At 68.7% G+C, this 23,664-nt stretch carries 21 protein-coding genes and 1 pseudogene; 9 read left to right on the top strand and 13 right to left on the bottom strand.

Going from position 1 to position 23,664, the window contains the following annotated elements:
- Window positions 1–43: 43 nt before the first annotated feature.
- A complete protein-coding gene (locus tag G6N30_RS00610; RefSeq protein ID WP_179965528.1) occupies window positions 44–721 on the top strand; it encodes an MOSC domain-containing protein in 678 nt (225 codons plus the stop codon).
- Here the strand turns inward: G6N30_RS00610 and G6N30_RS00605 are convergent.
- Window positions 669–1,745 (bottom strand): NAD(P)H-dependent amine dehydrogenase family protein, encoded by a 1,077-nt coding sequence (locus G6N30_RS00605; RefSeq protein WP_134055659.1) that lies wholly within the window; start codon window positions 1,743–1,745, stop codon window positions 669–671. The genes G6N30_RS00610 and G6N30_RS00605 overlap by 53 nt on opposite strands.
- 81 nt (window positions 1,746–1,826) lie before the next feature.
- Between G6N30_RS00605 and G6N30_RS00600 the strand changes: the two genes are divergently transcribed.
- Together G6N30_RS00600 and G6N30_RS00595 are read left to right on the top strand one after the other, a co-directional pair.
- Window positions 1,827–3,029, top strand: a complete 1,203-nt coding sequence (locus tag G6N30_RS00600) for a lipid-transfer protein (protein ID WP_134055661.1) — start codon at window positions 1,827–1,829, stop codon at window positions 3,027–3,029.
- 138 nt (window positions 3,030–3,167) lie between these two features.
- Window positions 3,168–3,488 (top strand): hypothetical protein, encoded by a 321-nt coding sequence (locus G6N30_RS00595; protein WP_134055663.1) that lies wholly within the window; start codon window positions 3,168–3,170, stop codon window positions 3,486–3,488.
- 53 nt (window positions 3,489–3,541) lie between these two features.
- Here the strand turns inward: G6N30_RS00595 and G6N30_RS00590 are convergent, their stop codons facing one another.
- A complete protein-coding gene (locus G6N30_RS00590; RefSeq protein WP_134055665.1) occupies window positions 3,542–4,897 on the bottom strand; it encodes a cation:dicarboxylate symporter family transporter in 1,356 nt (451 codons plus the stop codon).
- A 98-nt stretch (window positions 4,898–4,995) separates the two neighbouring features.
- Here G6N30_RS00590 and G6N30_RS00585 point away from each other — a divergent pair, with 98 nt between their 5' ends.
- Window positions 4,996–6,546, top strand: a complete 1,551-nt coding sequence (locus G6N30_RS00585) for a sensor histidine kinase (RefSeq protein ID WP_134055667.1) — start codon at window positions 4,996–4,998, stop codon at window positions 6,544–6,546.
- The gene (locus G6N30_RS00580; protein ID WP_134055669.1) at window positions 6,543–7,244 is read left to right on the top strand and encodes a response regulator; all 702 of its coding nucleotides are present in this window, start codon (window positions 6,543–6,545) and stop codon (window positions 7,242–7,244) included. Before G6N30_RS00585 ends, G6N30_RS00580 begins: the two co-directional genes overlap by 4 nt.
- Before the next feature lie 4 nt (window positions 7,245–7,248).
- Here G6N30_RS00580 and G6N30_RS00575 read toward each other — a convergent pair whose 3' ends face one another.
- The 7 genes and pseudogenes from G6N30_RS00575 to G6N30_RS00545 form a co-directional block, all read right to left on the bottom strand.
- The gene (locus G6N30_RS00575; protein WP_134055671.1) at window positions 7,249–8,316 is read right to left on the bottom strand and encodes an MmpL3/TtfA transport complex stabilizer; all 1,068 of its coding nucleotides are present in this window, start codon (window positions 8,314–8,316) and stop codon (window positions 7,249–7,251) included.
- A 493-nt stretch (window positions 8,317–8,809) separates the two neighbouring features.
- A pseudogene (locus G6N30_RS00570) lies at window positions 8,810–9,412 on the bottom strand (peptidoglycan recognition protein family protein); the annotation flags it as partial.
- Entirely contained in the window at window positions 9,400–9,855 is a 456-nt protein-coding gene (locus G6N30_RS00565; RefSeq protein WP_134055672.1) for a cupin domain-containing protein, read from the bottom strand. The pseudogene G6N30_RS00570 and the gene G6N30_RS00565, both read right to left, overlap by 13 nt.
- A gap of 19 nt (window positions 9,856–9,874) precedes the next feature.
- A complete protein-coding gene (locus G6N30_RS00560) occupies window positions 9,875–10,924 on the bottom strand; it encodes an esterase family protein (protein WP_163687302.1) in 1,050 nt (349 codons plus the stop codon).
- Window positions 10,925–11,016: 92 nt separating this feature from the next.
- On the bottom strand, window positions 11,017–12,372 hold the full coding sequence (locus G6N30_RS00555) for a hypothetical protein (RefSeq protein ID WP_234880198.1): 1,356 nt from the start codon (window positions 12,370–12,372) through the stop codon (window positions 11,017–11,019).
- A gap of 109 nt (window positions 12,373–12,481) precedes the next feature.
- On the bottom strand, window positions 12,482–13,909 hold the full coding sequence (locus G6N30_RS00550; RefSeq protein WP_134055676.1) for a cytosine permease: 1,428 nt from the start codon (window positions 13,907–13,909) through the stop codon (window positions 12,482–12,484).
- Between the two features lie 186 nt (window positions 13,910–14,095).
- Window positions 14,096–15,007, bottom strand: a complete 912-nt coding sequence (locus G6N30_RS00545; protein ID WP_234880199.1) for a LysR family transcriptional regulator — start codon at window positions 15,005–15,007, stop codon at window positions 14,096–14,098.
- Between the two features lie 90 nt (window positions 15,008–15,097).
- Between G6N30_RS00545 and G6N30_RS00540 the strand changes: the two genes are divergently transcribed.
- Complete coding sequence (locus tag G6N30_RS00540; protein WP_134055680.1) at window positions 15,098–15,841, top strand: SDR family oxidoreductase; 744 nt, start codon at window positions 15,098–15,100, stop codon at window positions 15,839–15,841.
- A gap of 5 nt (window positions 15,842–15,846) precedes the next feature.
- Here G6N30_RS00540 and G6N30_RS00535 read toward each other — a convergent pair whose 3' ends face one another.
- Complete coding sequence (locus G6N30_RS00535; RefSeq protein ID WP_134055682.1) at window positions 15,847–17,547, bottom strand: ICP22 family protein; 1,701 nt, start codon at window positions 17,545–17,547, stop codon at window positions 15,847–15,849.
- Between the two features lie 146 nt (window positions 17,548–17,693).
- Between G6N30_RS00535 and G6N30_RS00530 the strand changes: the two genes are divergently transcribed.
- The 3 genes from G6N30_RS00530 (at window position 17,694) to G6N30_RS00520 (ending at window position 20,465) form a co-directional block, all read left to right on the top strand.
- Window positions 17,694–19,055, top strand: coding sequence for an NAD(P)/FAD-dependent oxidoreductase (locus G6N30_RS00530; RefSeq protein WP_134055684.1), 1,362 nt, complete (start codon window positions 17,694–17,696; stop codon window positions 19,053–19,055).
- A gap of 79 nt (window positions 19,056–19,134) precedes the next feature.
- Window positions 19,135–19,440 carry a hypothetical protein gene (locus G6N30_RS00525; protein ID WP_134055686.1) on the top strand — a complete coding sequence of 102 codons (306 nt, stop codon included), beginning with the start codon at window positions 19,135–19,137 and terminating at the stop codon, window positions 19,438–19,440.
- Window positions 19,441–19,574: 134 nt separating this feature from the next.
- Window positions 19,575–20,465, top strand: coding sequence for an oxygenase MpaB family protein (locus tag G6N30_RS00520; protein WP_179965527.1), 891 nt, complete (start codon window positions 19,575–19,577; stop codon window positions 20,463–20,465).
- Here G6N30_RS00520 and G6N30_RS00515 read toward each other — a convergent pair whose 3' ends face one another.
- From G6N30_RS00515 to G6N30_RS00505, 3 genes are read right to left on the bottom strand one after another with little or no spacing between them, the layout of a single operon-like run.
- Window positions 20,466–21,392 carry an NAD(P)/FAD-dependent oxidoreductase gene (locus tag G6N30_RS00515; protein WP_134055688.1) on the bottom strand — a complete coding sequence of 309 codons (927 nt, stop codon included), beginning with the start codon at window positions 21,390–21,392 and terminating at the stop codon, window positions 20,466–20,468. It abuts the gene before it with no gap.
- A gap of 28 nt (window positions 21,393–21,420) precedes the next feature.
- A complete protein-coding gene (locus G6N30_RS00510; RefSeq protein ID WP_134055690.1) occupies window positions 21,421–22,194 on the bottom strand; it encodes an amino acid ABC transporter ATP-binding protein in 774 nt (257 codons plus the stop codon).
- Window positions 22,191–23,636 carry an amino acid ABC transporter substrate-binding protein/permease gene (locus tag G6N30_RS00505; protein ID WP_134055692.1) on the bottom strand — a complete coding sequence of 482 codons (1,446 nt, stop codon included), beginning with the start codon at window positions 23,634–23,636 and terminating at the stop codon, window positions 22,191–22,193. Before G6N30_RS00505 ends, G6N30_RS00510 begins: the two co-directional genes overlap by 4 nt.
- Window positions 23,637–23,664 lie beyond the last annotated feature (28 nt).

The raw sequence follows: 23,664 nt of genomic DNA, 5'->3' as shown, positions 1-23,664 counted from the left end.
GTCGTCATCCGGTGGGAACGCACGGCTGCCCTACCCTGTACTGATGTCTCGCGTGCTCAGCGTCAACCTGGCCCGGCCGATGCCGAATCCCGCCAAGACGACCACGGTCACCGGCATCGACAAGGTGCCGACGGACGAGGCGGTTGCGGTGCGCGCGCCCGGGCCGATGCGCGGCGGTGTGGGCAGCGGCCTCGCCGACGACGTGATCGGCAATCAGCGTCTGCACGGCGGTGACGATCAGGCGGTGTACGCCTATGCCCGTGAGGACCTCGACCGCTGGCAGACCACGCTGGACCGCCCGCTGGCCAACGGCAACTTCGGCGAGAACCTCACCACCTCCGGGATCGACGTGACCGGCGCCGTGGTCGGTGAGCGCTGGCGGGTCGGCACCGACGGTCTGCTGCTCGAGGTCACCTCGCCGCGCACGCCCTGCCGGACCTTCGCGTCGTTTCTGGGGATCCGGGGCTGGATGGGCACATTCACCCGCGCTGCCGTCCCGGGTGCCTATCTGCGGGTGATCCATCCGGGCACGGTCCGGGCGGGCGACGCGATCGAGGTGATCGACCGCCCGGACAGCGACATCACGGTCGGGCTGGTGTTCCGCGCGATCAGCGGCGACGCCGAGCTGCTGCCGCGACTGCTCGACGTCGACGCGCTGCCCGAGGACATCAGGAAGCGGGCCCGGAAGCGGATCCCAGTCGCGGAGCCGCCCGCCCGCTGATCAGCGGCAGGTCGAGGTAGGTCGCGATGCCGGGCGGCGCGGCGCACACGGCGGGAATCGAGTTGACGCAGTGCGCGGCGGTCGCGACGATCCCGTTGTTGCTCTCCAGCCCCGACTCGACGCTATCGGGCTGAAATCCCTTGACCGTCACCGTGAAATCGGGGTTGCCGCGGACCTCCATCTCGTAGCGCTCCCCCGCCTCGCCGAAGGTCCAGGCCGGGTCCAGGTGCTCCTCGCCCATCAGCCAGTTCACGGTGACACGGACCACGACCTCGCCGTCGACGGTGGCCTCCCAGTGGAACCGCCGTCCCGCGACCTGTCCCGGTTCGATGGCGCCGATCGGTGAGTCGATCGGCGCGGTCGCGACCGCGATCTCCTGGGAGGACCGCACGGTCGGATCGGCCCGGAAGCCCATCTTGTCGACGACCATCTTCACCGACTGGATGAAGCCGCCGTCGAGCAGTTTCTGCATCGGCCCGGACAGCGCCTTCTCGGGGGTGTCACCGAAACCCATCACGTAGCGCACCACGTCGGGGGCGTCGTAGGTGCGCAGATCCGAGAACTCCTCGGCGCGCACGAAGGTCACACCCGTCGACATGATCGACAACACCAGCGGGAACTTCTCGCTGATGCCGCCGGGCGCGATCCCGGTGCCGTGCAGCGTCACGTTGCCTTCGAGCGCGGCGGCCCGCAGCGGTGCGGCCTCCTTCTCACCGGGGTAGAACCACCCGACGGGGGTGACGACGTTCTTGCCGGACCGCAGCAGTGCGGTGACCTCCTTCGGGTCGGGCAGCAGCGGCGAGTAGATCACCGCGTCGGCGTCCAGTGCCAGGATCTCCTCGACGCTGTTGGTGGCGGTCACCCCGATGGGTTCGGCGCCGATCAGCTCGCCGACGTCCTTGCCGGCCTTGGCTTCCGAATGCACCCAACAGCCGACGAGTTCGAGGTCGGGATGTTCGAGCACCCCGTTGATCGCGGCGACGCCGACACCGCCGGTCGCCCACTGCACCACCCGTACCGCCATGCAGACCTCCTCTTGACCCCCGAACTAGAACGCGTTCTATTGTGGTCTACACCACTTCCTGCGGTAAGCGAAGGGAACGCCATGAGCACAGCCAGGGGTCAGCGCGTATTCGTCGTCGGCGTCGGGATGACGAAGTTCGAGAAGCCGGGCCGCCGCGAAGGGTGGGACTACCCGCAGATGGCCAAGGAGTCGGGCACCAAGGCGCTCACCGACGCGGGCATCGAGTACCGGCAGGTGCAACAGGGCTTCGTCGGCTACTGCTCGGGGGACTCCACGTCCGGACAGCGTGCGCTCTACGAACTCGGCATGACCGGCATCCCGGTGGTCAACGTCAACAACAACTGCTCCACCGGCTCGACGGCGCTGTACCTGGCCGCGCAGACGATCCGCGGCGGGCTGGCCGACTGCACGATCGCGCTGGGCTTCGAGAAGATGCAGCCCGGTTCACTCGGCGGCGGGGCGAGCGACCGCGAATCGCCGATGGGCCGCCACGTCAAGGCCATGGCAGAGATCGACGAGTTCGCAATGCCGGTGGCGCCGTGGATGTTCGGCGCGGCGGGACGCGAGCACATGCGCCAGCACGGCTCGACGGCCGAGCACTTCGCGAAGATCGGCTACAAGAACCACAAACACTCGGTCAACAACCCGTACGCCCAGTTTCAGGACGAGTACACGCTCGACGACATCCTGGGCGCCCGGATGATCTCCGACCCGCTGACCAAACTGCAGTGCTCGCCCACCTCGGACGGTTCGGGCGCCGCGATCCTCGCCAGCGAGGCGTTCGTCGACGAACACGGGCTCGCCGATCGCGCGGTCGAGATCGTCGGCCAGGCGATGACCACCGACTTCGGCAGCACGTTCGACGGCTCCGCCAAGAACCTGATCGGCTACGACATGAACGTCAAAGCCGCCCAACAGGTCTACGAGCAGGCCGGGCTCGGCCCCGCCGACTTCCAGGTCATCGAACTGCACGACTGCTTCTCCGCCAACGAGCTGCTGCTCTACGAGGCCCTTGGCCTGTGCGGGGAGGGCGAGGCGCCGAAGCTGATCGACAACGACGACACCACCTACGGCGGCCGGTGGGTGGTCAACCCCTCGGGCGGCCTGATCTCCAAGGGCCATCCGCTCGGCGCGACCGGCCTGGCTCAGTGCGCCGAGCTCACGTGGCAGCTGCGCGGCACCGCCGACGCCCGTCAGGTCGACAACGTCACCGCAGCGCTGCAACACAACATCGGACTCGGCGGTGCGGCGGTGGTCACCGCCTATCAGCGCGCCGACCGCTGAAAAAGTTTCTTCGATCCGCGTCGAACCGTCCGGGCCCTGGTCCCGTTATCAGGGCAGGATCGTCGCGAACGGGAAGCTTTCCCGGCCCGCGAGCGATTCATGTAGAGGACATCGACAACGGAGATCGGAGATCAGCAGATGCGCACAGGATGGGCGCTTGCCGCGGCAACCGCGGCGGTATGCGGGGTGATGGCGGCTCCGGCCGGCCTCGCGTCAGCCGACGATTCTGCCCAGGACACCATCAATCGTCTGCAGCAGCAGGGCTTCACGGTCAACATCGACCGCGTCGGCTCCGCCCCGTTGAGCGAATGCGTGGTCACCAACGTCCGGAATCAGCGGACCGTCACCTCGTTCTCGCCGATCGACCGGCTCGGTATCGACGACGACTACAACATCAACGCGTTCAACCCGATCGTGGTCGGCCGCTCGGTGTCGGTCACCGTCAACTGCGCGAGCTGAACCCAGGAAGACCCGACCGGGAGGGACACCGGTCGGGTCGTTCCTGGTGCGCGTTAGGCCGGCGCGGGGACACGCTCCGGGGTGTGGTCGTCGACCATGGTGAGTTCGTCGAACGGATCGTCACCGCGCAGCACCGAATCCATCCGGTTCCTGTCGATGGTCTTCGTCCAGGACCCCACCAGCACGGTGGCGACCGCGTTGCCCGAGAAGTTCGTCACCGCACGGGCTTCGGACATGAAGCGGTCGATGCCGACGATCAACCCCACCCCGTCGAGCAGGTCGGGCCGGTGGCTCTGCAGCCCCGCGGCCAGCGTGGCCAGCCCGGCGCCGGTGACACCGGCCGCGCCCTTCGAGGCGACGATCATGAACACCAGCAGGCCGATCTGCTCGCTCACCGACAGCGGATCGCCCAGTGCGCCCGCGATGAACAGCGACGCCATGGTCAGGTAGATCGCGGTGCCATCGAGGTTGAACGAGTAGCCGGTCGGCACCACGACACCGACGGTGCTGCGGTCCACGCCGAGGTGTTCCATCTTCGCGATCAGTCGCGGCAGCGCGGATTCCGACGACGAGGTCGACACGATAAGCAGGTATTCGCGCGCCAGGTAGCGCACCAGCTTGAAGATCGAGACCCCGGCGACCACCCGCATCAGCACGCCGAGCACACCGAAGACGAACACCGCGCAGGTGACGTAGAAGCCGAGCATCAGCGTGAGCAGCTGAGTGACTGCGGCCCAACCGGTTTGGCCGACGACGTTGGCGATCGCCCCGAACGCGCCGATCGGCGCCAGCCACAGGATCATCACGAGGATCTTGAACACCAGCTTCTGCAGATGCTCGACGCCGCGCAGGATCGGCTCACCGGAGCGACCCATCGCCTGCAGGGCGAAACCGACCAGCAGCGCGACGAACAGAGCCTGCAGCACGCTGCCCGCGGTCAGTGCCGAGAACAGGGTGTCGGGGATGATGCCCTGGACGAAGTCCATGAGACCGCCCGATTCGTGGGCCTTCTCGGCCAGTTCGGCGCCCTTGCCCGCGGCGCTCTCCGAGAGGTTCATACCGCTGCCCGGGTGCAGCACGTTGCCGACCACCAGACCGATCGCCAGGGCGAAGGTGGACATCACGAGGAAGTAGGCGAAGGCCAGCCCGCCGACCTTGCCGACGGTGGCGGCCTTGCGCACCGATCCGATGCCCAGCACGATCGTGCAGAAGATGACCGGGGCGATCATCATCTTGATCAGGTCGACGAACATCGTGCCGAGCACGCCGACGCTCTTGCCGACCGCGGGAGCCAGGATGCCGACGGCGACGCCGGCCACTACCGCCACGATGACGGCGATGTAGAGCCAGTGGGTGCGGTCGCGCCGCGGCGTGGCCGCCTCGGGCGGTGGTTCGAGGGTGACGCTCATGGATCCTCCAGGTCGACATCGGGTGCGGTCTGCAAGTAGGTTCGGCGAGGACGTGAGCCAGGTCACGTTTTAGTTCATTTCGTTCAACGGAGGTGTGGGTGAGGCGTCCCTGGCCCCGATCGTTGGCGGGGCAGGCCATCGCACTCCAGATCGTGGTGATCGCGGTGATCGTGCTCGCCGGCAGCGCGCTGGCGCTCCTCGACGCCCGCCGTGACGGCGACGAGGCGGCCCGCCAGCAGGTGGTCGGCGTCGCCACCGCGCTCGCCGATTCGCCCTCGACCGTCGAAGCGATCGAATCCGGCAGGGCGACAGAGCTTCTGCAACCGGTCACCGAGGCGGTCCGCACCCAGACCGGCATCGCGTTCATCACGATCATGGCGCCTGACGGCATCCGCTTCACCCACACCGATCCGCAGCAGATCGGCGGCCGCTACCTCGGGACGACGGAACCCGCGCTGCGCGGGGAGACGTTCAGCGAGGTCTACACCGGAACGCTCGGCCCGTCGATCCGCGCGGTGGCGCCGGTACGGGACGGGGCCGGGCGCATCGTCGGGCTCGTCTCGGCGGGCATCACCCAGCAGACGCTGGCGCAGCGCTGGCGCGCGCAGGTTCCGACGATCGCCGCGGTGACCCTTGCCGCCGTGCTGGTTTCGTCGGTCGGCCTGTGGCTGATCCGCCGCCGCCTGCTGCGCCAGACCCACGGCCTGCGGCCCGACGAACTGCGCGTGATGTACGAACACCACGACGCCATCCTGCATTCGGTGTCCGAAGGGCTGATCGTGCTCGGACGCGACGGGGTGGCGCTGGTCAACGACGAGGCGCGCCGGCTGCTCGCCCTGCCACCCGGGCGAATCGACGTCACGCAGCTGCCCCTGTTCCTGCAGACCTCGGATCCGGGGGTGCGCGACGAGGTGCACGTCACCGACGAGCGGGTGCTGGTGGTCAACCGCTCGCGGGTCGCCGGATCCGATTCGGAGGTCGTGACGATCCGCGACCGCACCGAATTGCAGGGCGCGCTGGGCGAACTCAGCTCGCTGCAGGTGCTCACCGATTCGCTGCGGGCGCAGGCGCACGAGGCGGCGAACAAGCTGCACACCGTGGTCACGATGGTGGAGATGGGCAGGCCCGACGACGCCGTCCGCTTCGCCACGCACGAACTCGAGTTGTCGCAGCGCCTCGTCGACCGCCTCTCGCAGGCCGTGGCCGAACCCGCCCTGGTGGCGCTGCTTCTGGGGAAGACGGCGCAGGCCGACGAGCGGGGTATCGCACTGACCGTCACCGAGGACACGCACCTGCCGTCGCACAGCGAGGCGTTGTCCGGCCAGGAGATGGTCACGGTGCTGGGCAATCTCGTCGACAACGCGATGGACGCCTGCGACCGTGACGACCCGTGGGTCGAGGTGACGGTCAACCAGGACGAGCGCCGCCTGCTGATGCGGGTGGCCGACAGCGGCCCGGGGATGGACCCCGCGACGTTCGCGCGGGCCATGCGGCGGGGTTATTCGACGAAGTCGGGTGACGATCCGGCACACCACGGCCTCGGCCTGGCGCTGGTCGGCCAGGTGGTCACCCGCCACCGCGGGACGATCACCGCGGACGTGTCCTACGGTTCGGTGGTGACCGTGACGGTGCCGCTGGAGCGGGCGTGACCGCGCCGCCGATCAACGTGCTCATCGTCGAGGACGATCCGCTGATCGCCGAGGCGCATCACACGTACCTGTCCCGGCTGGCCGGATTCACCACGACCGCCGTCGTCCACACCGCCCGTGACGCGATGCGCGCGGCGGCCGGTGCGGCCTCCGGCGAACACCCGATCGACCTGGTGCTGCTCGACCTCGGTCTGCCCGACGCCACCGGCATCGCACTGGCCTCCAGCCTGTCGGGACTTCGTCCCGCGCCCGACATCATCGCGATCACCTCGGAACGGGATCTGGAGATGGTGCGCGCGGCGGTGTCGCACGGCGCGCTGGCGTATCTGCTGAAACCGTTCACGTTCGCCGCGTTCCGGGATCGGCTCGAGCGCTACCGCCGCTACCGCGAGGCCCTGCCGGCCGGGATCGACGCGGCCAGTCAGGCCGAAGTCGACCGGGCGCTGGCGGAACTGCGCGGCTCGGCCGAACGGGTGGCGGCACCGAAGGGCGCGGCGCCGGGTACGACCGACGAGATCGCCAGAGCGGTACGGGATTCGGCGGAGGGGCTGACTGCCGACCAGGCCGCCGCTCAGGTGGGGGTGTCGCGCGTGACGGCGTGGCGCTACCTCGAACGGCTGGCCGACGACGGCACGCTCACCCGCCTCACCGACTACGGCAAGGCCGGCCGCCCGAAGACGCGTTACCAGTGGCGCTGATCCGCTAGACGGCGGGCGAGAGCTGGCGGACGTCGGGCCGCAGGATCTTGTCCGTGGCGGCGAACGGCGAGTACACCCGCGGCATGGCCGACGCCGGGACCGCCAGCGAGGTCATGGCTCCGGCGAAGTCGGCGACGTAGAGCCGACGGCCGTCGGCACGCACCGCCACGCCGGCCGGGCGTGCGTCGCCGGTGATCTCGTCGACGATCTCGGTGGTCAGCGTGTCGAACACCGCGACGCGGTCGTAGTCGACGACGTACGCGCGGGTGCCGTCGGGGCTGACCGCCAATTGCGTCGGCGCACCGCCGATCGCCACCGAGTCGGCGACCGCGTTGGCGGACAGGTCGATCACGTCGATGCTGCCGCCGTAGCGACGGTCCGAGCGCAGCACGTAGGCCAGACCGTCGGCTCCGAGGGCCAGATCGCGGATCGGCGAGGCGAGCCGCAGCCGGCGCACGACCCGCGCGGTCTCGGTGTCGATGGTCAGCAGCGCGCTGCCGGCCAGACTGGTCGTCGCGACGTAGAGGCGGCGGCCGGCGCCGTCGACGCGCACAGCGTCCACGCTGGTGCCGGGCCGGTAGCCGATACCGATGGTGCCGATGCGTTCGGCGGCGGTGTCGATCACCGCGACGTCGACGGTGTCGTCACCCGTGCGGCCGACGTACAGCCGCTTGCCGTCGGGGCTGATCGTCATCGCCGTGGCGCTGAACGCGAGCTGGTAGCGCGCGATCACGGTGCCCGCCCGGGTGTCGACCACGGTGACGGCGTCGTGCTGCAGCGACGAGGTGGCGACGTATGCGCGGTCTTCGGCCACTGCGACCAGGGTGGGGTCACCGCCCACCGCGACGACCTTGTCGACGCCCAGGGTCTCGGCATCGAGTACGGAGATCGAGCGATCGCCGGGGTTGGTGGCCACCACGACGCCGGAGGCGCCGTCGATGGCGATGTCGCCGACCGGTCCGCGGGGCATCGCGGTGACGTCGAGGACGGCGACCTCGGGGTCGAATGCGGTCATCCCCACCGCTTCCGGGGCGGTCAGGGGCGTTTTCTTACGCGTGAAGATATTTGCCATGGTTCTCGGCACCTCCGCCGGTATGGCGTGCACCGGCCGTCGATTTCAGTCGTCCATCGCGCCGGGACGGCGCGGTCTGAACTGAGTCTAGCGACGGCGCAACCCGCCCTTTCACGATGATTTCGTCCTGTGTACACCCGGGTTGCGGAGACTCTCAGACCATGCTTAGAGAACTCTTCGTTATGCGATTGTGACCTCGCCGCAGCAACGTCGCTATCGGCTGCGAGCTGCGTTGAGTTGCCGGCGTGCAAATCAGGCATGATCAAACGTCGAACTCTCGGAAATCACGATTTCTTACCTTTGGCGCGAAAAATGAGCCGGAGATCACACTGCGACACGCCAGCAAACTCGCACTCTGCCTCAAGGTGGGGATCGCGCGGCGCACCGGCCGGTTGCCAGGCGCTTTGTCCACCGCCGTCACGGTCCGGTGACTGTTCGCTGGCGGGGCGTTTCCGGTGCGTGCGCCGGGTCGCGGCGTCTACGTCTGCGTCTGCGTCGGCGCCGGGCGCGGTGCGGGATCGTCCGCCGAGCCGATCCGCACCTGGATATCGCGGCGCAGGATCTCCATGTCGATCGCACCGGGATCCCATTTGCCCTGCGCCCGCCCTGCATACTCCCGGTGCGCGATGGTGCGGGCGGCGCTGACGCCGATGCGCCGACTGATGGCCGCACACGTCCGCACCAGCGCGGCGTACTGGGCGTCGGGCCAGTTCGTCCGGTGGGCGGCGGTCGGGCTGGTCCCGCTGTTGGCGCATTCGATCCCGATCGTGTGCCAGTTCGCCATGTTGGTCGGCAACCACGGGTGCCGTCCCGCGCCCGCATGCCAGGCCACCCCGGCGGCGACCGTGGTCACCGTGCCGTCGCGGCCGATGTGCAGCTGCGACAGCGGCCCCGGCAGGTCCGGGTGTCCGCCGGCGATGGACGCGGCGGTGGCGTGATCCGATCCGGTGTGGTGCACCATCACCCCGCGGATGTCGCGGAAATCGCCGTGGCCGCGCCGCAGCCAGCCGGGGTACTCGACGACCGGAAGTCCCTCGGCGCGCAGGACGTCGGCGAGCCAGACCGGGTCGCCGGTCCAGCCCGTTACTTGCCGCACACGTCGGGTGAGTCGGCCCGCACCGGTGCACCGGCGGGCACCGTGTAGGTCGCGACGACGCCAGCGTCGTGCGGTGTCCCGTTGGCGACCCGGTGGGCCACGCCGGCGGGGATGAATACCGATTGCCCCGCCCCGTACGGCACGACCGCGCAGTCGCCGGCGGTCTGCAGCTCGACGGTGCCGGTCGTGATCACCGAGTGCTCCGGGCCGGGATGGGTGTGCCAGCCGCTGCTGGAGCCCGGATGCATCACCAGCTGCTGCACCAGCAGGGTGGTCGGCTGGCCGTCGGCTGACGTGATGGACACCGCCGAGGTGGTGTCGCCCTTGGCGAGGTCGGTGCGTTCCACGTCGCCTTCGGGTGGGGTGGCGGCCGCCGAGGCGGACAGTGCGACCACCCCGACCAGCGCGATCGAGGTGGCTCCCCCGGCTCGACAGACCTTCATTCGCGAATCCCCCTCGGCGTCAGGCTCCCGGCAGCGCGGGCGGCGGCGGCGCGGCAGGCAGCGGAACCGCCGGCGGCGCGGGTGGCGGCGGTGGCGCGACGCCGACCCCGAGTACCCGCAGCAGGTCCGGTTTCATCGCCTGCAGCTGCGCCCCCCAGTATCCCCAACTGTGCGTGCCCTTCGGGGGGAAGTTGAACACCGCGTTGTGGCCGCCGGCCGCCAGGTACTTCTGCTGGAATTCCTTGTTCGTCGACAGCGTGATGTTCTCGAGGTAACCCGCGCTGAAGTTGCCCCCGAAGTCGTGGCCGGTGTCGAGTTCCGACGCCACGCCGCCGCCGCAGTAGACCCACAGCGCGGTGCCGTTGGCGGCCAGCCGGCCGACGTTGACCATGGGATCGTTTCGGCGCCAGGCGACATCGCTGGTTGGCCCCCACATGTTCTTCGGGTTGAAACCGCCCGCATCCTTCATCGCGAAGCCGATCAGCGTTGGCCACAGTCCGGCGGACGGGTTGAGGTAGCCCGACAGCGAGCTCGCGAAGATGAACTGCGTCGGGTACCAGGTCGCCAGGTTCAACGCCGCGCCACCCGACATCGACAGCCCCACAACGGCATTACCGCGCGGATCCTGGCCGCGGTTGGCCGCCAGCCAGGCCGGCAGCTCCTGGGTCAGGAAGGTCTCCCACTTGTAGGTCACCGCACCGGCGTTGTTGGCGGCGGGCTCATACCAGTCGGCGTAGAAACTCGACTGCCCACCGACGGGCATCACCACCGAGATGCCGGACTCGTAGAACCACTCGAACGCCGCGGTGTTGATGTCCCAGCCGTTGGCGTCCTCCTGGGCCCGCAACCCGTCGAGCAGATAGACCGAATGTGGCCCGCCGCCCTGGAATTGGACGCGGATGTTGCGGCCCATCGACGGTGACGGCACGTCGAGCGATTCCATGGGCAGCCCGTCGCGGGAGTAGCCCGTCGCACTCGGCGCGGCGCCCAATGCCGCCGTCATGAGTACGGCGAGGACCACCGCGCCCACTGCCCGTGTCCATCTCCAGCCGCTGATTCGCTGCGTCACCGCTTCTCCACCTCGTCTTTTCGGACGTCGGGGACGCTAACAGCGGGCGCGGCGATCACCGACGCGCAGCGCGGGCCTTGACCCGCTTGTTATCAAGCCTTGCGGAGACTGTGAGGTTGGGGTTCGACGGTGCCGGTGAGGCCGAGGTCGGTCAGCGCCTGCTCGACCACCTCCCGCAACGCGTCCTTGGTGTTCTGCCCGCCGGGCCGCCACGATGCCACCGTGACCGAGACCTGGCCGTTGAGGCGGCACGAGCCGATGAACAGCAGACCGCCCGACTTGTCGAGGATCGTGGTGGTGATCTTCGGCTCGACGATGCGCGGCGCCAACAACGCGGCGTCCGTCCCGTCCGGCCGGTTCACGGCGGGATCGAGGTCGCCGAGGTTCGAGCACCCGATGGGGGCGCCGCGCTCGACGATCATCGACTCCAGCCGCCGCACGAGCACCCGCGGGGTCAGCGGCGTGAGGGGCAGCGGTTCGAGCAGCTCGTTGGGCTTGTCACGCAACGAGGCGAATTCGCGTTTCATGGTGGCGCGCAACTCGGTCAGATCGGTGGTGACCTTGACCGGGTCGGCCTGCATCCTGGCCTCGGTCAGCGCGTTGCCGCGGGTATCGCCCGCGACGCGTTCGCTGACCGGGTAGGACAGGGTGACCAGCCCGGCGTCGTCGGTGCGGCCCAGCAGGTATCCGACCCGCGCAGCGAAGCCGGCGAGCAGCGAATTACTGTTGCCGCCAAGCTCTTTCGCGCGGGAGTCCCAGTGATCGACGGCGAGCAGCGCCAGCACACAGGGCGCCACCACGGTCCGCGTCTCACCAGTGACCACCTGGGCACGCGCCGACGACATCGACGACGCGAGTTCGTCGCGCTGCGAGCGCGCCACCCGCACCGTCGCCGCGATCGCCCGCCCGATCTCGGGGATGCCGCGGACGGCCTGGCGGGCGTCTTCGGCCATGGCTTCTCGGCGGCTGCGTGATGACGGCAGCGGATATCCGAGGTCGCGCCGGACACCGTTCACGGCGTCGGCCACCGCGTTGCAGATGGCCAGCCCGTCGCCGGTGGTGTGGGAGACCACGAGGCTGACCGCGCCGCCACCACCAATCAGCGGTTGGACGCCGAGGTGCCACTGCGGTCCGTATTCGGGGTCTATCGGCAGGTCCGCCCGCTCGTCGGCCCATGCCCACACCTCGTGACGCGGACGGTCGTCGGCGGCGATGTCGAGGTTTGCGGGCCCGGTGTCGGCGACCCAGCGGTGCCGTCCGAACGGCAGCGGCGACCGTTCGACGCGCCGACCCAGCAGACCGTGCCCCAGGTTGCGGTGGAACCGGCGCAGGCCGTCGAGGTCGACGGGCCGGTCGTACACCCAGGTGAACTGGATGAGTGGCCCCCGGCCGAGCGCCCGCAGCCCGAGAAAGGATGCCTGGTCGATGTAGGCGAGCGTGTTGTCCACCCACGTCACTCTAATCACGGCGGCTCGACGGACCGCTGCGCCGAGCGCACGGTTGTTGACGGGGCTTCTCGGGCGATAGGTCCAACAACCGTGCAGTCGGCAGGGCGGACTAGCCGGTCTGGCGCCCTCTGAGCGCCTCCAGTGCGAGGTAGGTGGTGGCCGCGACGATGCCGCCGGCCAGCCACGACAGGTCCACTCCGCCAAGCGCGTTGGCGATCGGTCCCTGCAGCAGCGGCGTCATGCCGTACATGAACATCCACGTGAACACGATCCCCACGCCCAGCGCCACCAGCGCCGTCGGCCGCACCGAGGGCAGCAGGCCCGCCGCGGGCGGGGCCACGAGTGCCTCGGCGTCGATCTGCCGGCGCGCGACCACGAACCAGTGCACCAGCACCACCGCGGCCCACGGCGCCAGCCAGCCGACGATGCCGATCAGCCAGCTGTCGATCGTCATCGCGAAATCCCCGTTGAACACGAACAGCACGACCACCGCCATGGCGACGGCGCCGATGACGAGGTTGAGTACGCGGCGATTGATGTGGATGTCGAGCGCCTGGGTGGACACTGTGCAGGTGTAGATGTTGAGAATGTTGGTGGCCAGCGGTCCGTGGACGACGAGCAGCAGCACGGGAATGGCGAGCACGCCATAGGCGTCGACGATGATCTCGCCCGGATCCGAGGACGAGCTCAGCGTCGCCAGCGTCGCGCCCAGTGCGCCGAGCCACACCACGGGGATGAACTGGCCCAGGGCGCTGGCCAGGAACAGCTTGCGTGCCGGTACCGACGTCGACACGAATCGGGAGTAGTCGGCGGCGTAGCCGAACCAGGTGATGCCCCAGCCGATTCCGATCGCCGTCATCACCGCCGACAGGGCAGCGATGTGCTGTCCGGTGGTCAGTGTCGCGTCGCCCGCGTAGCCCCACTCGACGTCGAGGCCGAACCATGCGACCGCCGTCATCGCGATCAGGACGGCGATGGTCGGCGGCACCGTCCAGCGTTCGAACGCCGCGATCACCCGGTAGCCGAACCACGCGATCACCACCTGGATGACCATGATGATGGCGGCCACCACGATGCGGGGCCCGTGCGCGGCGCTGTCGGGGTCGGCGACGCCGATGCGGCCGAGCAGCGCCATCACCAGATCGAGCACGATCCAGGTGTTCACCGCGCACCAGCCCATGCAGACGATCGCCTGCACGGCAGCGGGGACGTAGGCGCCGCGCCGCCCGAACACCGCGCGGGACAGCACCATCCCGGTGACGCCGGTGCGCTGTCCGATGATGACGAAGATCCCGAACAGGGACATCCCGATGGCGTTGCCGACCGCCAGCACGGCGATCGTCTCGAACAGGCCGAGGCCCATCGTGACGCCGAGTGCGCCGAGTACCCAGTTGATCGGCGCGATGTTGGCGCCGGCCCAGATCCAGAACTGGCCACGCACGTCGGTCGTCCTGGCGGACTCGGGGATGACGGTGAGGTCGGATTCCAGCCGCTCGGTGGCGTCGGGGGTCGGTTCGCCGGTGGCGACTGCGGACATCGTGGGTTCCTGTTCGTTGGGAAGAGGCGATCCGCGTCGTTGCGGTGTCCATCCGGAGCATGAGATCGAGAAGCTGTCGATAGTTTTACATCGCCCATTCACTTTCCGCTCACCATCGACCGGCGAGAACCGGCGCACAAGCCCGCGTCCACCCCGACACCTACTTCGACTTCCCGGTGAATGCCCTTACGCCCCAGTGAGTTTCGCCCGAGCGGTCGCGAGGAAGTCGGCCACGAGCAGGTCGGAGTCCTGCTCGCGGGTGACGACGACGACCTGGTAGGGGTCGATGCCGCGGATCGGGACCGCGGCGATGTCGTCGCGCAGCGTGAAGCGGCGGTCACCGGCGGGCAACACCGCGATGGCCAGGCCCCCGGCCACGAGTTCGAGTCTGTCCTCGAAACTCGGCGCGACACCGACGGACGTCGACTGACCTGCTGTGGGCGTGAGACGCCAGAACTCGTTCCATTCGGTCGGGGCGGTGATCGGGCACGGCACGATGTCGTCCTCGGCGAAGTCGTCGGTGACGACCCACTCGCGGCCGGCGAGCCGGTGCGAGGACGGGATCACCAGCACGCGCGGCTCGTCGTAGAGCACCGTGACGCACAGACCCTGGGAGTCGAAGGGGAACGGCATCCGGGTGACAAGCGCGTCGACCCGATGTTCGAGGAGCGCGTCGCGGCCTTCGGCCCACCCGAGGTGGCGCGTCTCCACACGCGCCTCGGGGTGGCGGCGGCGCAGTTCGCGCACCGCGGGGGTGATGACGAGGTCGTCGGCGAAGCCGATCGCCACCGCCGCCGGCGTCCCGGCGGCACGTGCGATGAGCGCGGCGCGGCGCGCGTCGTGCAGCAGGGCCCGCGCCTTCGGGAGGAAGGCCCGGCCCGCCTCGGTGAGTCGACTGCCCTGCGGGGTCCGGTCGAACAGACGCACCCCCAGATCCCGCTCCAAGCGCTGGATCTGGCGGCTCAGTGCCGGCTGGGCGACGTGCAGAGCGGCCGCCGCGCGACCGAAGTTGAGGTGTTCGGCGACGACCGTGAAATAGCGCACCAGCCGTAGGTCCAGGTCCGCACCGAGGTCGGGCGCGACAGGAGCTTCGGACACCCCGTCAGCGTACTCGTCATGCCTGCGCGGCATGACGACCTGCAGGACAGGTCTTGGACACCGCCGCCCGCGCGACCTTGACTCGAAACCATGAGCAGATATGACGGCAAGAAGGTGGTGATCACCGGCGGCAGCAGCGGGCTGGGTCTGGTGACCGCGAAGCTGTTCGTCGACGAAGGCGCGCGTGTCCTGATCACCGGGCGCACCCAGGCCACGCTCGACTCGGCCGGGGAGCACCTCGGGCCGAGCGCGGTCACCGTCCGCAGCGACGCCGCGTCACTGTCGGACATCGCGGCGCTCGCGGACCGTGTCTCAACCGAATTCGGTGCTGTCGACGCGCTGTTCGCCAACGCCGGGATCAGCCTGTTCGCACCGTTGGAGGAGATGACCGAGCAGATGTACGACGAGGTGTTCAGCGTGAACGCCAAGGGCCCGTACTTCACGGTGCAGCGGCTCGCCCCGCTGGTGAAAGCCGGCGGCGGCATCGTGCTGACCACCTCGATCGTCGACGAGATGGGGATGGCGCTGACCAGCGCCTATTCGGCGACCAAGGCCGCACTGCGGTCGATGACCCGCACACTGGCCCGCGAACTGGTCCCGCAGGGGGTCCGCGTCAACGCGGTCAGTCCGGGGCCGATCGACACAGGGATCTTGGAGGCGTCGCTGCCACCCGACGTGGCCGAGCAGACCAGAGCGCAGTTGACCGCGGACAACCCGATGCTGCGGTACGGCGAGTCGATGGAAGTCGCCAGGGCGGTCGCCTTCCTCGCCTTCGACGCTACGTACACGACCGGCGCCGAACTTCCCGTCGACGGCGGACGCTCGCAGCTCTGAGCGTCTCAGGCGACCGGCAGCAGCACGGTTCGCGTCGGTCGCCACAGCGACGCCGGGACGATGTTCCGCAAGGTGGCGACCGGGGTGCCGAGCACGGTGGCGGTCGCGCGGCCCTTGCCGGTGGGGATCTCGACCCTGGATCCGGGCGGCCCGTAGGTGCCGGTGCAGTCGGTGCCCGCGCACGTCCCGGTGTCCGCGTCGATCCGGTCGGCGAACATGTCGTTGATCCAGCCGGCCATGAGAAGCTGTGCCGCAGGCGGGTTCTGGGGCTTCGGGAAGCCGGCGACCACGTAGGCGGCGAGCTGAATGATCGGGTTGCCGCCGAGCATCGAGTCCATGTGCACGCCGCCGTTGAGGACGACGCCGTGGAACTTGCCGGCACGCCCCGCGTCCAGGGCCTGGGTGATGTTGCTCGTCGAGTTCAGGTAGTTGGTCGGGGCGTGCAGTTCGAGGAACGGCACGTAGGTGCCGGAGGCGTCCAGCGCCTCGAGTGAATCGCCGACGATGTCGTTGCGCGGTGGCACGCCGTCGAGTGAGATGACGCCGGCCAGATGATTCGGCTCGCCACCCAGCCTGACGGCCCGGGCGTAGTGGCCGGCGACGCCGGCCACGAAGCCGCCGCCGAGGGAGTGGCCCACCAGGACGAAATCGTCGGGCAGGGTGGCGGTGGCACCGTAGCGATCGGTGTAGCCACTGGCCACCGCGCTGGCGTTGAGCGCCTCGCGGTCGCCGGTGAACAGGTTCGCGACCGCCTGGTACATCGGGTCACCGCCGAGCCACATCCCGCCCGCCGCAAACGGATTCGAGGTCAGCGTTGGGGCGACGACCACGCTGTTGGTGCGCTCGGCCAGATAGGCGGCGGTGTAGCTGTACATGGGGCCGATAGCGAGGAAACCGTGCTGCAGGTAGATCATCCGCTCGGGCGGTTCGTCGCCGGCGGGGAAGTACCAGTCGGCGGTGACGCGGCGGCCGTCGGCGATCTCGAGGGTCGACGTGCGCACGGTCACGGTGCTGCCCGGTGGGAGTTGCGGCGGTCCGGTGAAGATCTTGATGGCCGCGCCGAGGACGTCGAAGGCCAGGGAGCCGAACGCCTTGGCGACCGGCGGGAGCTGATCGAGGAACGGGAACGGCGACGGCAGCGGCGTCCCGGGTGCGGGGAACGAGACCGGCGGCGCGGTGAATTCGCGTGCGACCGGACCGGGTTCGCCGGGCTCCCGGGTGATCGTCGCGGCGTTGATGACCGGACCGTCGTCAAGGGTGGTGTCGGTCGGTGGTGCCGGTTCCTCGGAGTCGTCCGCGGGAAGGGGCAGGGGCTCCGGTTCTTGTTGTGGTTGTTGTTCTTCGGGCTCGTCGATGGTGTCGTCGATGGCGTCGTCGACAGTGTCGTCGACAGAGTCGCGCTCGACCGGGTCTTCGCTCTCGTCCGGATCTTCGTCGACCGGTTCCTGCTCGACCGGTTCTTCGCTGTCTTCCGGCTCCCCTTCGTCCTGCTCGTCCTCGTCGACCTCGGGTTCGGGATCGGTATCCTGCTCAGCGGTCTCTGCGGAGTCGGACGTCGGGGCCGTCGATTGTTCGGAGGTGGTGGCGGGGGACGGACCGGCACCGTCCTCGGTGTCCGCGCTCGCTGCGCCGGCGCCGGCGAGCGCGGCCGCCGAGACGCCGGCGGTGACCGCGCCGATTCCGAGCCACATCGGAATGCGTTCCATTGCCACTCCCCCGTTTCATGGCTGTCGCCGAGACGGATGGTGGCACAGTTCGGGGGCCGCAGAGGACGGTTTCGGGTTTGCCCGGCGCCGTTGGTTGCCGCTCGTGCCGCTTCACGGCGGCGCGTTGAGGGCATAGCCTCCGGATGATGAGTGACCAGAGGCTTCGGGTACTGATCATCGGCGGCGGGTTCGGCGGGTTGTTCTGCGCACGGCGGCTGGCCGGCGTCGACGTGGACGTGACCGTGCTCGACCGCGCCGCCGGCCATCTGTTCCAGCCGCTGCTCTATCAGTGCGCGACCGGGAAGCTGAGCATCGGACACATCAGCCGTCCGCTGCGCGAAGAGTTCGCGCGGCATCGCAACGTCAGGACGCTGCTCGGCGAAGCCGTCGAGCTGGATCCGGACGCCCGCACGGTCACCGCGATGCGTCCCGACGAGACCACCTTCACCGTCGAGTACGACGTCCTGATCATCGCCGCCGGAATGCGCCAGTCGTATCTCGGCAACGAGCACTTCGCGCAGTGGGCGCCGGGGATGAAGACCCTCGACGACGCGCTCGACATCCGGCAGCGGCTGTTCACCGCGTTCGAGATCGCCGAGACACTGCCGCCGGGGCCCGAGCGCACGAGCTGGTTGACGTTCGCGGTGGCCGGCGGCGGACCCACCGGCGTGGAACTGGCCGGCCAGATCCGCGAGGTGGCCACCCGGACGCTGGCCAAGGAGTTCCACAGCATCAGGCCGGAAGATGCCAGGGTGCTGCTGTTCGACGGCGGTGACAGCGTGTTGAAGAGCTTCGCGCCGAAGTTGGCGATGAAGGCCAACGAGACGCTGCGCGACCTCGGCGTCGAGTTGCACTTCGGCGTGCACGTGACCGACGTGCGCCGTGACGGTGTCACCGTCACGCCCAAGAAGGGCGGCCCCGAGGAGCATTTCGAGACGAGGACCGTGCTCTGGACCGCCGGGGTCGAGGCCGTCCCGTTCGCCCGCCACGTCGCGAAGGTCCTCGGCGCGGAATCCGATCGGGCCGGACGCATCGCGGTGGAGCCGGACCTCACCGTCGCCGGGCATCCCGAGATCTTCGTCATCGGCGACCTCGCCGGCCGTGACCAGCTGCCCGGGGTCGCCGAGAACGCGATGCAGGGCGGACTCCATGCGGCGTCCTGCGTCCGCCGCGATCTCGCGGGACGGGCGCGACGCCCCTACCGCTACCGCGATCTGGGATCAGCGGCGTACATCAGCCACGGCCACGCGCTGCTGCAGGTCGGGCCCGTCCGGGTGTCCGGGTATCCCGGGTGGTTGGCGTGGGGGCTGCTGCACATCGCGTTTCTCACCGGCGTCAGCAATCGCATCAGCACGGTCGCGACCTGGCTGGCGTCGATAGCCCGCGCTGGTCGTTACCACCGGGCGTTCATGCTCGGCGCCTCGGACCGCCACGATGAGCGGTACACGTACTCGTCGTGGGATCTGCCCGAGCCCCCGCCCGAGACCCGTGGGGTGTCCGCCGGCTGACGCCTTTCGCTGCAGCCGGTGAGTTCGACCCGCTGCCGTAGTGGGTATGCGACACGAAACGGTTTCAAGGAGGCTCGCGATGGCGGGACTGGGTGTGGTCTTGCTCGTACTGGCCGCTGTGGCCGTACTGGTCGGGTTGGTCTTCTACGGCGCCGGGGTGGGGACGGTGCCGGAGCAGCCCATGCGTGATGCGACGGCGACCCGTCGGGGCGTGTCGCGCATCGCCTGGTCGAATCTGTTCGCGTCGATGAAGACGTCGGTCAAGGACGCGACCCGCTCCGACGCCGACAAGGGGCAGCGGCGGGCGTCGATGGGCGCCTTCCTGGTGCTCGTGGGTTTGATCCTGGTGGTGCTCGCGATCCTGTCGTTCATCGTCGCGAGCTAGAACGCGTCGAGCGCGTCGCGTTGAACGACACCAAGGGACGGTAATCGCTCGTCGCCGACCCGACGAAGCTGCCGAAGCCGGCGTCGGACGACGGGATCCTCATCAGGCCGTAGTGGACACGTACCGTCGTAGTCATGGTGTTGACGCGGGAACTGGGCGCGGTCAGGGACGGTCTGGGCCGCGCTCTGTTCGGCCTTGTGGCCGGACCCGACGGGCCGGACAACCGCGCCCGGATCCATGGGACGCCTGGCCCGCGGTGGTTCGCCGAGGACCGCCCCATCCGCCGTGTGCACGCCGACGCGTCGATGTTCGTCGGCGGGCTGCGTGCGCTGCTCCTGCAGTCGCTGCATCCGCTGGCCATGGCCGGTGTCGCCGAGCACTCCGATTACCGCGGGGACCCCTGGGGACGTCTGCAGCGCACCAGCACGTTCCTGGCCGTGACGACGTTCGGGCCCGCGGCCGACGCGCAACGCGCCGTCGACAAGGTGCGCGGGATCCACCGACGGGTGCGCGGCGTCGCGCCCGACGGGACTCCCTACGAGGCGGGTGATCCGCACCTGCTCGAGTGGGTGCACATCGCCGAGATCGACAGCTTCCTGCTCGCCCATCAGCTCTACGGGGCGCATCCCCTCGACCAGGTCGGCCGCGATGGGTATGTCGCCGACACCGCGCGCGTGGCAACCGCAATCGGAGTGGTGAACCCGCCGCGCACCGAGGGTGAGTTGCGGGAGCGGATCGAGGCTTACCGGCCGGAGTTGCGCAGTACCGCGGCCGCACGCGACGCCGCCCGGTTCCTGCTGTTGACGCCGCCGCTGCCCCTTCCCGCACGCGCCCCCTACGGCGTGCTGGCCGCCACCTCGGTGGCGATGCTGCCGGCATGGGCGCGAAAGCCACTGCTGCTCCCCTATCTCCCACCCCTGGAGGCCACGGCAGTGCGGCTGTCCGGGCGCGTGCTGGTCAGCGGGATCAGGTGGGTGATGACGGCCGGTCAGCAGGAGGCGTCGGCGCAGCGCGCCGCGCGGTAGTCAGGACAGCGTCTCGGCGATCGCAGCGGCCAGACGCCCACCCGACAGCCACGCCGATTCGACACGCGGCGCACCCGTCGGGCACCACGCGTCACCGCAGATGCCCAGTGGCCGCTGTCCGGTGACCAAGCCGAACTCGGCGTCGCCGTGCGTGCCAGACGGCTTGGCGAACGTCCAGCGATGCACGTGGACCCATGACGGTTCGGTCGTGATGTCGAGCAGCCGGCGGACGGCGGCCATGACCGGCGCCACGGCATCGTCGGGCGTGTCGAGGTGGGCGCGGGCGCGCGACGCGGTGGTGTGCGCGACCAGCACGGCGGCACCGTCTCCGCGCCGGGCGCCGTCGTCGGCGACGAACGAGACATCGGGGTCATCGTTGACGAAGGCGGCGTTTTGCATGGTCCAGCAGCGACGGGCCCACCCGGCGGCGACGGCGATCACGGGTTCGTAGTCGACCCAGTCGCATGCTCCGGGAGCCAGGCGGGCGGCCTGCGGATCGGGCATCGCCAGTACCACCGCATCGTGGTTCAGGGTGTCGACCGATTCGACAGGGGTGTCAAAACGGACGTCATCAGGCAGGACACCCCTTGCCAGAGAGCGCAATCCGCCGGTCGTCGCGAAGCGGACGGGCCCCGTCGTGACGTCGCGCCCGCCGGGTGACAGCACCTCGAAGGTGTCGGTCCAGGGGTGGACGAGTCGCCGGCTCACCCAGTCGTCGACCACCGCGGCGAAGGCCTCGTCCTTGACGGTGAAGTACGCAGCGCCCAGATCGACGCGCCGGCCCTGCACCATCGGTGATGCCAGCCGGCCGCCCGGGGCGCGACCGCGTTCGAAGATGTCGACGGCGACATCCCGCTCGCGCAGCGCCTTCGCGCAAGCCGCCCCGGAAATCCCGGCCCCGATCACGGCCACGCGTCGAGAAGCCATACCGGCCACGGTAGACGAGTGCTTCGATCTACAGGACTTTGGACAAGAACTCCTGCAGGCGAGGGTGTTTGGGGTTGTCGAACACCTCGGCCGGTGAGTCGTCCTCCACGATCTTGCCGTCGGCCATGAACAGCACCCGGGAGGCGACCTCGCGGGCGAACCCCATCTCGTGGGTGACCACCACCATGGTCATACCGCCGGAGGCCAGTTCGCGCAGCACCTTGAGGACGTCCCCGACCATCTCGGGATCCAGCGCGCTGGTGGCCTCGTCGAACAGCATGATCGACGGGTTCATCGCGAGCGCTCGGGCGATGGCGACGCGCTGTTTCTGGCCGCCCGACAGCGTCGCCGGCTTGACGTGCGCCTTCTCCGCCAGACCCACCTGATCCAGCAGTTCGAGAGCTCTTTTCTCGGCTGCCGCCTTGTCCATCTTCTTGGTGAGAAGTGGTGCCAGCGTGACGTTTTCGATGACCGTCATATGCGGGAAGAGATTGAAGTGCTGGAACACCATGCCGATGTGCTGACGCACCTCGTCGAGGTTCACCTTGGGATCGGAGACGTCGAAGTCGTCCACGATCACCGTGCCGCCCGTGATGTCCTCGAGCTTGTTCAGGCACCGCAGGAACGTCGACTTGCCCGAGCCCGACGGCCCGATCACACAGACGACCTCACCGTGCTTGATCGTGACGTCGATGCCGTCGAGGACGACGAGGTCGCCGAACGACTTCTTGAGCCCTTCGGTGCGGATCTTGACCTTGTCCTGGGGTTCGGTAGCAGCCGCTTCCGGTATCAGCTGGCTCATTTCACGATCCTCTTCTCGACCTGGTCGGACAGCTTCGTCAACGCCATGATCACGATGAAGTAGACGATGCCGATGATCAGCCACATCTCGAACGACTTGTAGTTGCCGGCGATGATGATCCGGCCGGTCTGGGTGAGTTCGGCGATGCCGATGACCGACAGGATCGAGGTGTCCTTGAGCGTGATCACGAACTGATTGATGTAGGAGGGGATCATCGTGCGGATCGCCTGCGGGAGAATCACCTTGCGCATGGTCGGCAGGTAGCCGATACCGAGGCTCCGCGCCGCTTCCATCTGTCCCTTGTCCACCGACAGGATTCCACCGCGGACGATCTCGGTCATGTAGGCGCCGGCATTGAGTGACAGCGTGATGATGCCTGCGGTCAGCGCCGACATCTGGAACCCGAGCGCCGACGGGATGCCGAAGTAGATGAAGAAGGCCTGCACCAGAAGCGGTGTGCCGCGGAAGATGTCAACGAACGTGGTGCCGATGGCTCGTAGCCAGATCAAGCGTGACACGCGGAGCAGTCCGAAGATGGTGCCGAGCACCAGTGCGATCGCGATGGACACGACGGTGAGGATCACCGTCATCTTCAGGCCCTCGAGAAGCAACGGGAGTGTGCTCTTGATCAGCCCGAAGAACGAGTCGTCGGTGGCCGTCGCGCCCTCGCCGAGGTAGGTGTCGATGATCTCGTCGTAGCGCCCCGACTGCTTGAGGTTGTTCAACCCGGTGTTGAACTTCTGGAGCAGTTCGGCGTTCTGGCCCTTGTTCACCGCGAACCCGTAGCCGGTGGGGTCTTCCTTCGGCGTGACGGTCTTGAAGCCGTTGCCCTGGGCGATGCCGTACAGGAGCACCGGGTAGTCCTCGAAGACGGCGACCGAGTTTCCGGTCTTGACCTCATCGAACATCGTCGACGAGTCGGCGAACGACACCACCTCGAAGCCGTACTTGCCCTTGATCGAGTTCGCGAAATCCGCACCCTGGGTGCCGTTCTTGACCGACACCCGCTTCCCGCGGAGGTCCTCGTAGGACTTGATGTCCTCGTTGTTCTCGAGCACGGCCATCTGGATGCCGGACTCGAAGTACGGCTCCGAGAAGTCGAAGACCTGCTTGCGTTCGTCGGTGATCGACATGCCGGCGATGACGCCGTCGACCTGATTGGCCTGCACGGCCTGCAGCGCGGCGTCGAATCCCAGCGGCTTGATGTCGACGGTGAACTTCTGGTCTTCGGCGATGGCCCGGATCAGGTCCATGTCGATGCCGACGAACTTACCTTCGTTGTCCTGGAATTCGAATGGGGCGAAGGTGGTGTCGGTGGCTATGACGTAGGTTTCGCCCTCAGCCTGGGCGTGCGGCGCCGCGAGCGTCGCCACGCCGAGCAGTCCGAGCAGGACCGCCGCGACGGCGACGGTCAGACCGTGTCGTGGTCGACCGATACGCATAGGTGTCTCCCCTCTGGCCCCGGGTGGG

Origin of the sequence: Mycolicibacterium litorale, from assembly GCF_010731695.1 — a bacterium.
In the GTDB taxonomy this organism is placed as follows: domain Bacteria; phylum Actinomycetota; class Actinomycetes; order Mycobacteriales; family Mycobacteriaceae; genus Mycobacterium; species Mycobacterium litorale.
Note: the sequence above shows the minus strand (reverse complement) of the source record. Positions and strands in the feature narration are given on the sequence as shown.

Excerpts from the sequence above, each read along its gene's own strand:
- G6N30_RS00595 (WP_134055663.1), top strand. The coding sequence starts at position 3,168 with ATGCGCACAGGATGGGCGCTTGCCGCGGCAACCGCGGCGGTATGCGGG.
- G6N30_RS00515 (WP_134055688.1), bottom strand. The coding sequence starts at position 21,392 with ATGGCTTCTCGACGCGTGGCCGTGATCGGGGCCGGGATTTCCGGGGCG.
- G6N30_RS00525 (WP_134055686.1), top strand. The coding sequence starts at position 19,135 with ATGGCGGGACTGGGTGTGGTCTTGCTCGTACTGGCCGCTGTGGCCGTA.
- G6N30_RS00540 (WP_134055680.1), top strand. The coding sequence starts at position 15,098 with ATGAGCAGATATGACGGCAAGAAGGTGGTGATCACCGGCGGCAGCAGC.
- G6N30_RS00505 (WP_134055692.1), bottom strand. The coding sequence starts at position 23,636 with ATGCGTATCGGTCGACCACGACACGGTCTGACCGTCGCCGTCGCGGCG.
- G6N30_RS00535 (WP_134055682.1), bottom strand. The coding sequence starts at position 17,547 with ATGGAACGCATTCCGATGTGGCTCGGAATCGGCGCGGTCACCGCCGGC.
- G6N30_RS00610 (WP_179965528.1), top strand. The coding sequence starts at position 44 with ATGTCTCGCGTGCTCAGCGTCAACCTGGCCCGGCCGATGCCGAATCCC.
- G6N30_RS00575 (WP_134055671.1), bottom strand. The coding sequence starts at position 8,316 with ATGGCAAATATCTTCACGCGTAAGAAAACGCCCCTGACCGCCCCGGAA.
- G6N30_RS00600 (WP_134055661.1), top strand. The coding sequence starts at position 1,827 with ATGAGCACAGCCAGGGGTCAGCGCGTATTCGTCGTCGGCGTCGGGATG.
- G6N30_RS00530 (WP_134055684.1), top strand. The coding sequence starts at position 17,694 with ATGAGTGACCAGAGGCTTCGGGTACTGATCATCGGCGGCGGGTTCGGC.
- G6N30_RS00605 (WP_134055659.1), bottom strand. The coding sequence starts at position 1,745 with ATGGCGGTACGGGTGGTGCAGTGGGCGACCGGCGGTGTCGGCGTCGCC.
- G6N30_RS00590 (WP_134055665.1), bottom strand. The coding sequence starts at position 4,897 with ATGAGCGTCACCCTCGAACCACCGCCCGAGGCGGCCACGCCGCGGCGC.
- G6N30_RS00520 (WP_179965527.1), top strand. The coding sequence starts at position 19,575 with ATGGTGTTGACGCGGGAACTGGGCGCGGTCAGGGACGGTCTGGGCCGC.
- G6N30_RS00550 (WP_134055676.1), bottom strand. The coding sequence starts at position 13,909 with ATGTCCGCAGTCGCCACCGGCGAACCGACCCCCGACGCCACCGAGCGG.
- G6N30_RS00565 (WP_134055672.1), bottom strand. The coding sequence starts at position 9,855 with ATGAAGGTCTGTCGAGCCGGGGGAGCCACCTCGATCGCGCTGGTCGGG.
- G6N30_RS00510 (WP_134055690.1), bottom strand. The coding sequence starts at position 22,194 with ATGAGCCAGCTGATACCGGAAGCGGCTGCTACCGAACCCCAGGACAAG.